The organism is Gordonia sp. GN26, from assembly GCF_054823965.1.
Window position 1 is genome coordinate 1 of sequence record NZ_JSYC01000046.1, and the last position, 12,892, is coordinate 12,892.

3 protein-coding genes are annotated in these 12,892 nt (G+C 67.2%); all 3 read right to left on the reverse strand.

What is annotated here, in order from left to right; translation table 11 throughout:
• The coding region (locus OK17_RS11730) for an amino acid adenylation domain-containing protein (protein ID WP_461417543.1) at nucleotides 1–3,627 on the reverse strand (3,627 nt) is incomplete at its 3' end.
• Complete coding sequence (locus OK17_RS11735; RefSeq protein ID WP_461417544.1) at nucleotides 3,624–11,579, reverse strand: amino acid adenylation domain-containing protein; 7,956 nt, start codon at nucleotides 11,577–11,579, stop codon at nucleotides 3,624–3,626. The genes OK17_RS11735 and OK17_RS11730, both read right to left, overlap by 4 nt.
• 517 nt (nucleotides 11,580–12,096) lie before the next feature.
• Nucleotides 12,097–12,885, reverse strand: a complete 789-nt coding sequence (locus OK17_RS11740; protein WP_461417556.1) for an ABC transporter permease — start codon at nucleotides 12,883–12,885, stop codon at nucleotides 12,097–12,099.
• Nucleotides 12,886–12,892 lie beyond the last annotated feature (7 nt).

Sequence of the window (12,892 nt, forward strand, 5' to 3'; positions counted from 1 at the left end):
GAACGACACACTCCGATCCCCGAACACCAAAGCATCACGACCCGGATTCGCCGCCACCGCACGCGACAACCCGTCAGCCAACGACCCGAGTCCGGCGAACATGGCCGAATCGATTGTCGCCGAGCCGTTCTCGAGGGACGCAACGGTCGACGTCTCGTCCTCGGAGATGAGTGGCGCGTCTCCGACGGACATCCGTGGCGTCGAGGTCAGGGCATCGAGCAGCCGTACGAATCGGCGCCCGATGAGCGCAGCCGTCGACGGATCGAACAGATCCGTGGCGAAGGTGACCGTTCCGGACCACTCACCCGAGTCGAGGGAATGCAGACCGACCGTCAGGTCGTACTGCGCGGGGATGACCGGCGGATCGATCTCGGTGAACTTCAGTCCGCCGACCGTCGCGTCCAGCTTGTGGGCCGACCGCGCGGGATCGAACGACAGCATCACCTGCGCGAGCGGTGCGAAGGCCTCACTGCGCACGGGCGCAAGGGTTTCGACGAGTGTCTCGAACGGGACGTCGCCGTTGGCGAAGGCGTCGAGATCGGCGGCCCGCACCTCGTCGAGGAAGTCGAGAAAGGACTTGCCGGCATCGACACCCGTGCGCAGGACGAGGGTGTTGACGAACATACCGACCAGCGGCTCCACCACGGCATGCGTGCGACCGGCGATCGGCGTGGCGATGGCCACGTCGTCGGTGGCGGCCACCCGTGACAGCAGCACGGCCAGTGCGGCGTGGGCGACCATGAACGGTGTGGCGCCGCTGATCCGGGCGATGTCCTCGACGCGTGCGACGACTTCGGCGGGTACGTCGAAGGCGACCTGGTCACCGCGGTTGGTCGCGACGCGAGGCCGCTCCCGGTCGGTGGGTAGGTCGATGACGTCGGGGAGATCGGCCAATCGCTCCGTCCAGAAGCGCAGCTGACCCGCGACCAACGAAGTCGGGTCGGACGCGTCGCCGAGAACGCGATGTTGCCAGAGCGCGTAGTCGGCGAAGTGCACCTCGAGCGGCGCGAAGTCGGGCTCGCGGTGCTCGGCCCGCGAGGTGTAGGCGGTGAGGAGGTCGGCGACCAGCGGCCGCATCGACTCGCCGTCGGCCGCGATGTGGTGCACCACCACGCCGAGGATCGTCTCGTCGGTGTCGGTGCGCAGCACAGCGACTCGGATCGGCATCTGCTCGGTGACGTCGAAACCGGCCGAGACCGCGGATTCGAAGACCTCCGGCGAGTCGGTGACCGTCCAGTCGAGAACCGATTCGGCCTGTGCGAGCGGCAGAATGACCTGGTTCGGCCGACCGTCGGCGGCCGGGAACACCGTTCGCAGAACGTCCTGGCGGGCGATCACGTCGGCGACGGCGGTACGCAACACATCGACGTCGAGATGTCCGGTGATCCGGAGCAGGACCGGGATGTTGTACGTCGGCAGCGTCGGGTCGAACTGGTTGATGAACCACATCCGCTGCTGGGAGAACGACAGCGGGATGACATCCGGGCGGGGATCGGCGGGAGTGATCGGCTCGAGACCGGGCGCCGCATCCTTCACCCGGGCTGCCAGGCCGCGGACGGTGGGTGCATCGAACAGATCGCGCATGTTGAGGTCGACGTTGAGGACCTCACACGCCCGACCCACGATCTGGGCTGCGATCAACGAGTTGCCACCGACGTCGAACACGGACTCGGTGACGCTGATGTCCTCGAGACCGAGTACCGCCGTGAACACGTCGACGAGCGCGCGTTCGGTGTCGTCCGCGGGCGGCACGTACTCGACGCCGGACTCGAAAACAGGCTTGGGCAGTGCTTTTCGGTCCAGCTTCCCGTTCGCGGTGAGCGGCAAGCGTTCCACGCCGACGACTGCGTCGGGAACCATGTACCCGGGCACGTGTGCGGCCATCGCCGACCTGACCACGGCGGCGTCCACGTCCTCGCCGGGAGCCACCACGAGGTAACCGACCAGCTGGTCACCACGGTCCGGGTCCTCGATCACCCGAGCGGCTGCTGCGGCCGCCTCCGGCATCGCGGCCAGCAACGCCGCCTCGATCTCACCGAACTCGATCCGGAAACCGCGCAGTTGGACCTGCGCGTCGTTACGGCCGAGATACTCGATGTCGTCACCGACCCGCCGGGCGCGATCGCCGGTCCGGTACATCCGGGAGCCGTCATCGGCGAACGGGTTCGCGACGAATCGCGAGGCCGACAGACCCGGCCGTTTCAGGTAGCCGGAGGCCAACTGGCCTCCGGTCACATAGATCTCGCCCGGCACGCCCTGCGGTACCGGGTTCAACCGCTCGTCGAGTATGTGGATACCCAAGGAGGTCAGCGGTCGGCCGATCAGTGACGCGTCGGTGCCGGCGACCGAATCCCGGTCGAGCGCACGGAAACTCACATGCACGGTGGTCTCGGTGATGCCGTACATGTTCACCAGCTGCGCGGTGTCGGACGGGTTCTCGTCGTACCAGCGGCGGACCTGATCGAAACTGAGCACCTCGCCGCCGAACACCACGTACCGCAACGCCAGTTCGCGCCGATCGCCCCGACGAGCGTCGATCAACTGGTAGAACGCCGACGGGGTCTGACTCAGCACCGTCACCTGTTCGGTCACCAGGATGTCCAGGAATGCTCGTGGATCCCGTGCCAGGTCGCGATCGATCACCACCAGCCGAGCCCCGGAGAGCAGCGGGCCCCACATCTCCCACACCGAGAAGTCGAACGCATACGAGTGGAACATCGTCCACACGTCCGTGGCGGAGAACTCGAAATCGTCTGCCGCGGCGTCGATCAGGGTGACGACGTCACGATGGGTGATCTCGACGCCCTTCGGCCGTCCGGTCGACCCCGAGGTGTAGATGACGTACGCCCGCGAGTCCGCGGGCACCCGCGCCGGGTCCGTGGAGGCGACAGGTTCACCCGCGAGAGCCTCCACGTCGACGACCATCGCCCCGTCCGGGAGGCGATCCCACAGGGCGTGATCGGCTGACGACGCATCGCCGATGACCACTGCCACCTCGGCGTCGGCGACGATGAACGACAGGCGTTCGACCGGGTTACCCAGATCCAGCGGCAGGTATCCGGCCCCGACCTTCATCACACCGAGGATCGCGGACATGAGGTCGACCGTCCGGGCGGTGGCGATGCCGACCAGGTCACCGGCGGCGACCCCGCGGGCGGCGAGCCCGGCGGCCACCGCGTCCGAGCGAGCATCGAGCTCGCCATAGGTCAGCGACCGGCCCGACGCCGACACCGCTACCCGATCCGCGAACCGGTGCGCGGCAGAGCGGAACAGACCCGGCAGCGACTCCCAATCGGAGGTTCCGGCCAGTGCCCACGCCGCGGTCCGGATCTGCTCGACGACGCGACTCGTCGTCGTGGCGATCTCATTCGGCGCGAGTCCTGCCAGCGACAACTGACCGGTGACAGCGGCTCCCACCGCCGCCTCCGTATCGATCCCCTGCGCGGCGAGAACTCCCGCGGTCATCGAGACCGTCGCGTTCAGTGCGGCGAACGGGACCGGGCCGGACTTGCCCTCGAAAGCGGTCTGCGCAGGAGCGACCGACGCGGCATGTGCGATCAGTTGCAGGGTGGACGGCCGAGCGCCCCAACCACGCGAGATGTCAGCGGCGTCAGAGTCGACGGTCACGTCCTGTTGTTTCCTTCTGAAGCGGTGGACAGATCGATGATCGCGGAGGCGTTGGAGCGCAGGCCGCTCAGAACCTCGTCGAGCGCGCCCGGACCACCTGCGGCCAGACTGGGCACCACACTCATCAGTGCCATCGTGAGCGTGGCGTCGGAGTCCGATCCCGGAAGGGCGGCCGCCATTGCTCTCACCATGTCCGACAGTTGACCGAAGTCGACGCTCACGCCGTCGTGTTCCACGGCGATCCCCCCGGGATCGGTGTCGCCGGCGATGGTGACGAGATCGGTGAGTCGGATGTCTGCCGGAACCGGATCGACGGCTTCGGCCTGCTCATCAGCGGTGAGGATCACGATGTCCCCGACGATACACTCGGCGTCGGCGGCGACGGCTTCGAGGATTCCGAGATACCGCTGCGCCATGACCTCGATCGTGGACCGATCGAAGAGATCGGTAGCGTAGACGAGCTGCGCCTTCATCGCGCCGGCTCCCGGGTTGTGTCCGGCCGCTGCCGGGTCGTTCGGGTACAGATTCAACTGCAGATCGACCTTGGCCGGGATGATCCCCTCGGCCACCGGTGACACGACCACGTCGCCGAGTTCGAGCGACGGGAAGTCGATGTTCTGGAAGGCGAACATCACCTGGAACAACGGATTGTAGGACGTAGTCGGCGCACTCAGGATCTTCGCGACGATCGTCTCGAAGGCGACGTCGGTGTTGGCCATGTCGGCGAGGTCATCACGACGCACCCGGGACAGCAGATCGCTGAACTTCTCCCCGTGGTCGATCCGGGTCCGCAACGCGAGGCTGTTGACGAACATGCCCACCACCTCGTCGAGCGCCTGTTCGCCACGTCCGGCGTACGGCGTGCCGATCACGAGGTCGTTGCGTCCGCTCAGACGCGACAACAGCACCGCGTAGGCGGCATGGGTGACCATGAACATCGTGGTGTTGTTCGCGCGTGCGACGGACTCCAGGGACCGCGCGAGATCCTCGGGGATCTCGAACTCCACCTGATCGCCGACGTACGACGGCGTCCTCGGCCGGGGCCGATCCGTCGGCAGATCGATGGTCTCGGGGGCCCCGGACAGGCGGTCGAGCCAGTAGTCGAGCTGGCGCTGCGCCTCGGTGACACCGTGGTCGTCGGTGGTCGCCAGCCGCTCGGCCTGCCACAGGGTGAAGTCTGCGTACTGGACCGGCAGCGGCGCCCACGTCGGCGGGAGCCCGTCGTGGCGGGCTGCGTAGGCCATCATCAGGTCGCGGGCCAGCGGCGCCATCGAGGCGCCGTCGGCGCTGATGTGGTGCACGACGAAGACGACCACGTGCTCGTCCTCGTCGACACGCAGCAGGGCGAGGCGGACCGGCGGGGCGGTCGTGATGTCGAACCCGCGGCCGGTCACGGCCGCGATGGCGTCGGCCACGCTCCCCGAGACCGGTACCGGGGTCACGTCGAGGCCGGCGACCTCGTCGGGTGGGCTGATGATCTGCATCGGTTCGCCGTTGATCATCGGGTAGCTGGTCCGCAGCGATTCGTGCCTGCGGAGCAGGTCGTCCACCGCGGCGCGCAGTGCGTCGACGTCCAACCGGCCGCGCAGCTCGAGAGCGAGGGCGACGTTGTAGGCCGGGGACTTCGGATCGGCGCGGCTGAGCAGCCACATACCACGCTGAACGGCGGACACCGGGACCATCTCGGCGCGCTGACGCGCGATCAGCGGTACCGCCGAGTGACCGGAGAGGCTGTTGGTGATGTATTCGGCGAGCCGGGCCACATCTGCGGACTCGAAGATCGCCTTCACTGGGACCTGCCGGTCCAGCGCCGCCGACAGACGTGCGGACACCTTGGTGGCCGACAGCGAGTTGCCACCCATCTCGAAGAAGCCGTCGTGCACGCTGACCCGCTCGACCCCGAGCACCTGGGCGAAGACCTCGGCGACGATGGCTTCGAGCTGCGTCCGCGGCGGGACGAAGTCCTTGCTCGCGCTGAAGTCGACCGGCGGCAGCTTGGTGCGGTCGATCTTGCCGACGTTGGTCAGTTCGAAGGAGTCGACCACGACGATCGTGTGCGGGACCATGTAGCGCGGCAGGAGCTGCGTGACGTGCTCGGTGAGCGCCTCGGGCATCGGCGAGCGATCGTCGGTCGCGGTCACATACGCCACCAGAACGTCTTCGCCGGCCGGTCCGGGCACACCGAGGCTGACCGCGTTGGCGACATCCGGGTGGGACATCAACGCGTTGTCGACCTCACCGAGCTCGATGCGGAGTCCGCGCACCTTCAGCTGGAAATCGTCGCGGCCGTGATAGATCAACCGCCCGTCGGCACGACGGACGACCCGGTCACCGGTCCGGTACATCCGCGTCCCGTTCGAGTACGGGTTCGCGATGAACCGCTCGGCGGTCAGACCGGGGCGGCCCAGATAACCGATGGCCAGCTGATCGCCCACGAGGTAGAGTTCGCCGACCACCCCGGCCGGGGTCGGCCGCAGTCCGCGATCCAGGACGAGGGCCCCGACTCCGGGTACCGCCGTTCCGATCGTCATGTCGTCGGCGGGCGAGAACGGTCCGTCCGCGGTGGCCCAGATGGTCGTCTCGGTGGGGCCGTAGAGGTTGAAGAACCGGCGACCCGCGGACACCCAGCGGCGCATCAGTTCCGGCGGGCATGCCTCGCCCGCACTCAGCACCGTGGTCAGCGACGGCACCGCTGCCGGCTCCAGGGTCGCCAGTGCCGACGGCGTCATGACCGCATGTGTCACACCGGATTCCGCGATCAGCTGCTCGAGCTGGTCGCCGGCGTAGGTGTCCGGGTCGGCGACGACCAGCTGACCGGCCGACCCGAAGGCCATCGTCAGCTCGAAGACCGACGCATCGAAGCTCGGGGACGCTACGTGCAGTACCCGCGAGGTCTCGTCGAGCCTCAGGATCTCACGCTGATTCGCCATCAGGTTCGCCAGACCGCGATGGCTCACCGCAGCGGCCTTGGGCTTGCCCGTCGAACCCGAGGTGTAGATGAGGTACGCCATCTCGTCGACGCGTGTGGGTCGGACGAGTTCACCCGCTCCGATCGGGGCGATGGGGTGGCCGGCGAGACGCAACTCGGTCTCGCTGTCGTCGACGATGATCCACTCCGCACCGCTGTCTATCGCGTCGACCCCGGCATCCGCGGTGGCCAGTCCGACGCGCGCGCCGCTGTCGCTGACCATCGCGGATCGGCGCTCGGCCGGGTGCATGGGATCGATCGTGACGAAGGCGGCACCGGAACGGATCACCGCGATCGTGCACAGCACCGAGCGCGCCGATCGGCGAGCACTGATGGCGACGACGTCGCCGGGTCCGATTCCCCGCGAGATCAGTTCCCGCGCAAGCTGATTGGTCCTAGCGTCGAAGACATCCGGGGTGATCTTCTCGCCGGCGACGAGTACCGGTGTCGCCGAACCGGGCGAGCACGTCCCCAGCAGATCGGCGAACACCACCGGCGTCCGACCGGCGGGCTCGGCGGTCAGCTCCCGAACATCGGCAGCGGGCACGATGTCGAACCGGCCGATCGCCTCGGTGGGGGTGGACGTCATCTGATCGAGCAGCATGGTCAGCGCCTCGGCCATCGACTCCACCGTCGACCGGTTGAAGAGATCGGTGGCGTAGGAGAATTCGAGCGCCACACGTTCGGAACCCGTACCGGCGAACTCGGTGGCGGTCACCGACAGGTCGTACTTCGCGGACGGGATCCGGATGTCGAGGACGTCGAACTCCCCCGTCTGGGCGAGAACGGCCGACGAATCGCGCTGGAAGGTGAAACCGACCTGAAACAGCGGGCTGTGGGCGCGCGACCTGCTGGGCGACACCTCGTCGACCACCATCTCGAACGGCACCTGGGAGTACTCGAGCGCGCCGGTACGTGCACGGTGTGCGCGATCCAGCAGTTCGGCGACCGAATCACCCGGGCGGATGTTCAACCGCAGGACGACGGTGTTGACGAACATGCCCACGAGGTCGGCGAGTTCGGGTTCGTCGCGCCCGGCGACCGCGGTACCGATGGACACGTCGTCGGTGTCGCCGAGCCGGCCGAGGACGGCCGCCAAGGCCACATGCAGGACGGTGAACGTGGTGACGCCGAAACGTCCGGCCAGCGAGCGGATCTTTGCGAACTGCTCCGGCGAGATCTCTGCGTCGACGTAACCGCCTCTCCCCGTGGGGATCTGCGGACGGGGCCGATCGGTGGGGAGCGCCAGCAGCTCGGGCTGGCCGGCCAGCTGATCCCTCCAGTAGGCGAGCTCTCGCGCCATGCGGGCATTCTCGTCGTCGGCCGAACCGAGGGTGTCGCGTTGCCACACCGCGAAGTCCGCGTACTGGACCGGGAGAGGTTCCCAGGCCGGCGCCAGTCCGTTGACCCGGGCCCCGTAGGCGGCGAGGAGGTCGACGATCAGGGGGCGCAGCGACGCGCCGTCGCCGACGATGTGATGGAGGACCACCAGGAGCACGTGGCCGTCAGCGGGGGTTTCGAACAGGGAGGCACGGAAGGGTACCTGCGAGACGAGGTCGAAACCGGCCGCGGCCTGCGCGGCGACGGCGTCGAGGAGATCGGCCTCGGTCGTGGTGTGGACGCTGAGCCGTACCTGGTCCTCGACGTCGGCGACGTCGACGATCTCCTGGATCGGCTCACCGTCGATCGACGGGAAGCGAGTACGCAGCGGCTCGTGCCGGATCACGACGTCACGGACCGCCGCGCGCAGTGCGTCGACATCGACGTCGCCGCGCATGCGGACCGCGCCGGGCATGTTGTAGGTCCCCGAAGACGGATCCATCCGGTTGATGAACCAGAGTCGGGATTGCGAGTACGAGACCGGGATGGTCTCCGGCCGCGTACCCCGACGCAGGGGCGGCCGCGCCTCGACCACCGCGGCATCGGCGATGGCGGCGGCCAGCTCGCCGACGTCGTTGCTGTTGAAGATGTCGCCCAGCGCGACTGCCCGCGAGTACTGCTTTCGCAGCCTCGACGCCAGCCGGGCCGCGGCCAGGGAGTCGGCACCGAGAGCGAAGATGTTGTCCCGCATGCCGATTCGCTCGACACCGAGGACGTCACCGACGATCTCGGCCACCTTTTCCTCGATCTCCGACCGGGGAGCCACGTAGACACGCTCGGCAGCCGCGGTGGAAGCGGGCGCGGGGAGCGCGCGTCGGTCCAGCTTGCCCGAGGCGTTCACCGGGAAGGCCTCGAGAACGACCACTGCGGACGGAACCATGTGTGCGGGAAGGCCGTTGCGCGCGGCACGCATCTGCCGGTCGACGATGACCTCGGCCGGGATCGTGGTGTCGCGGGGTTTGACGTAGGCGACGACTGCGGCGCCGCCGGCGTCGGTGCGGGCGATCGCCACGGCCGCGGAGACCGATCCCTCGGCCAACAGCACGGACTCGATCTCGCCGAGTTCGACGCGCTGTCCACGGATCTTGACCTGGAAATCGGTGCGCCCCAGGTACTCGAGCATCCCGGTTGCGTTCCACCGCACCAGATCTCCGGTCCGGTACATCCGGGTGCCGGCGTCGAACGGATTGGCCACGAACCGCTCGGCAGTCAGCCCGCCACGGCCGAGATACCCGTCCGCGAGCTGAGCACCGGCGAGGTACAACTCGCCGACCACCCCGACGGGCACCCGACGGAGCTGGGAGTCGAGCACATAGGTGTCGGTGTTGGCCACCGGTCGCCCGATGGGCATGTGGACTTCCCCACCACCGACGCGATACTCGGTGACGTCGACCGCCGCTTCGGTGGGACCGTAGAGGTTCACCAACTCCGAATCCGAGTGTTCGACCACTTGGGTCGCGAGATTCGCCGGCAGCGCCTCACCGGAGGTGAAGACCCGTCGGACCGTGGCCGGGATCGCCGGCTCGCCGGTCGCCGCCACTTCGACGAACACGTCCAGCATCGACGGCACGAAGTGGAGCGTGGTCACCCCGCGTTCGACGATGGTGTCGCGGAGGTAGGCCGGGTCCCGGTGCCCACCGGCGCGGGCGACCACCATTCGCGCGCCGATCTGCAAGGGCCAGAACAACTCCCAGACCGAGACGTCGAATGTGATCGGCGTCTTGTAGAGAACGGCGTCGGAAGGGTCGATGCGGTAGTGGTCCTGCATCCACGCCAGTCGGTTGACGACGGCACCGTGCGAGACCTGCACGCCCTTCGGGACACCGGTCGAACCGGACGTGAAGATCACGTAGGCGGCCGAGTCCGGACGGATGCTGCCCTCGTCCACCGGAAGCCGGCGAGACGATGCATCGGCCGCTGAGGAACCGGCGTTCGCGAGGAACTCGCGGTCGATCACCACGGTCGGTTGTGCGGTGTCGAGGATCAGGCTCCGACGGTCCTCGGGTTGCTCCACGTCGACGGGTACGTATGCGGCGCCGGCCATCAGGGTCGCGTACACGGCCATGACCTGCTCCACGCCGCGTTCGACCAGTACTGCCACCTTGTCACCGGGTCGTACGCCCGCCTCGACCAGGGCGGCTGCGAGCTCACGGCTTCTCGCATCGAACTCGCGGTAGGTGAACTCGGCGTCGTCGGTGACGATCGCCGGCGCATCGGGGTTTTCGGCCACACGCGTGGCGAACAGGTCGAGAAGCGTGTGGTTGCCGGCCTGCGCCGCGGTCCAGTCGGTGCGCGGCCCGCGTTCGAAGTGATCGAGTTCGGCATCCTCTCCCGGCAGCAGGACCGGCATGCTGTCGATCGGGGCGTGGACGTTGTCGAAGAGGCGCTCGACGAAGGCCAGGAACCGGCGATGGTGTGACGCGATCTCGGCTTCGGAGTACAGATACGGGTTGCCGTGCAGGTCGACCACCAGAGGCGCGTCGGGACTCGACTGATACAGGTTGATCAGCAGGTCCTCGAGAATGCCCGAGGTCAGGATGCGGTAGTCCATCGACGTGCCGTCGATGGACACCTGGTCGTCGAAGAAGACCATGTTGATCGTCGGGCCGAACGAGACCGAGTTCGCCTCCAGTCCGGCGTCACGGCGGATGTCGTCGGATCGGTACCGCTGGTGACGGAGCGCGCCGGTGAGTTCGAGTTGAGCCGCGGCGACCAGTTCACGGCCCGTGCTACCAGAGACGTCGCGCAACCGGATCGGCAGCACGTTGGACACCATGCCGCCCGAGGCCTTGATCTTCGCGGTGGTGCGACCGGTCACCGGCAGCGTCATCACGATGTCGTCCGAGCCGGTCATCCGGGACAGGAACGCCCCGAAGGCTGCCGACATGAGGACGGCCAGCGAGCTGTTGAACTCGGTGGCGAGGGCTTCGAGGCGCCTCTGCTGCGCGACCGGCAACTCGCCGCCGGCGACGACGTTGTCGAACGAGAGCGGTGCAGTGCTCGCACCGTGCGCGAGGGTCACCCGTTCGGGTAGGTCGGACACCCGCGACAACCAGTGCTCGCGATCGGTCTCGCGGCGGTTGCTGGCCTGGTAGGTGTCCTCGTAGGTCACGATCTCGGCCATCGTTGCCGGGATCCGGTCCTTCGGCTGCTCGCCGCGTCGGATGGCGTTGTAGCGGTCGACGGTACGTCGCATGATCGACAACGCCGCGTAGCCGTCGATGATGATGTGGTGGGCGCGGTTGTACCAGAATGTCCGGTCGTCGGCGACCTGCAAGATCGCGATGACGATCAGCTGGTCGTTCATGAGGTCGACCGGGCGCCGGTACTCGGCCTGCATCCACGCCATCGCGGCGCCGACCGGGTCGGATTCGCCGCGGAAATCGATGATGTCGACGTGCTGATCGAACTCGAGATCGACGTACTGCACCGGGACCCCGTCGATCTCGGCGAGCCGGACGTACGGTGACTCCAGAGTCTTGCCGACCTCGACACAGCAGCGTTCAAGGAGGTCGATGTCGAAACCACCGGGTTCGTGCCGGACGTCGACGTACTGGGCGATGTTCACCGAGTAGTCGGGCGACAAGGTGTCGGCGAACCACATTCCTCGTTGTGCCGCGGTGAGAGGCAGGACTTCAGTGATGTTTTTTCCGACAACGTTCGCGCTGTCGCTGTTATCGGCGGTCGCCACGGACGCTGACACTCCTCACTGCCTCGACTGCCTCGGGTCTATCGATTAGACCTGATACGACCCATAGATTTCGTCCCACAAACACCAAACCTAGGCCGTTTCTTCAGGTTGCGATCGTGTCACGCACGGAAATGCCCGAGAAATTGTTCGGACAACCGAGCGGGCACCACTTCGGTTAATCGACCTGAGCCCTCCTTAGCGTTACATTCAACGGTGTCATTCAGCTTTCCATGCGACTATCCGCGAGCACGGCGGCTCGCCGTGTCCAGCTCGGATTTCGCCAAGTCGGCGGGCCCGAAACGACCCAGAACAGGTTGGCTGTGCGTCAGAGGCCTCAGCCCGTGCCACGCACCCTGTTTCTTACCGCGGTGTACCCACCGATTGAACGCTCAACACGTTATCGGATGCGAACGATCGGTCGGTGACGGCCTCACCTGGCGGTCGCGGCCTTCCGGTATCCGCGCAGCGCGGGGTAGATCGACAGCGCCAGCAGCGCAACCGTCCAGATGCTCACCTTGAGGAGGTTCTCCGCGATCGGGCCTCCGACCGCGAGCGCTCGCATCAGATCGATGGCCGGCGTCATCGGTTGGTTCGCCACGATCGGCTGCAACCAATCCGGGTACGCGCTCAGTGGCGAGAACCCCGAGTTGAAGAACATCAACAGACTCGAGAAGAGACCGAGGTACGGCACGATCGGCGCCCCCGGAGCCGCGTTGACGGCCAGTGCGAGCGTCATGATCCCGAACGCTGCGCCGTACGCCAGGGCGACCAGCACCAGACCTATGGCCGGGCCGAACCCCTGCGTGAAGCGGAAGCCGATCAGGTGCCCTGCGGCCAGCAGCAGCAGGGTCGTGACGAATATGCGGACCAGGTCCGATGCCACTCGCGAGGTGAGGTCGGCGCCTCGATTGATCGGGAGCACGTACAACCGGGCAAGCAGCCCCGTTCGACGTTCCCTGTTCAGGCGAGTCGCCGACGCGATCGACCCGAACATCGCGCCGACCAATATGACCAGAGGGACCGTGCCGTACGCACTGTCCTGTCCGGTGGCCCTGCCGATGGCGTCGCCGAGCACGACTTTGAACATCAGCATGCTCAGGGCGGGCATGACCAGCGACTGGACCAGCGTCGGAACGTCTCGGACGAAAACCCGCAACTGACGACCGGTGAGGGCCAGGCTCTGACTCCACCAAGCATGGACCGACGACTCCGCACGCATCGAGGTC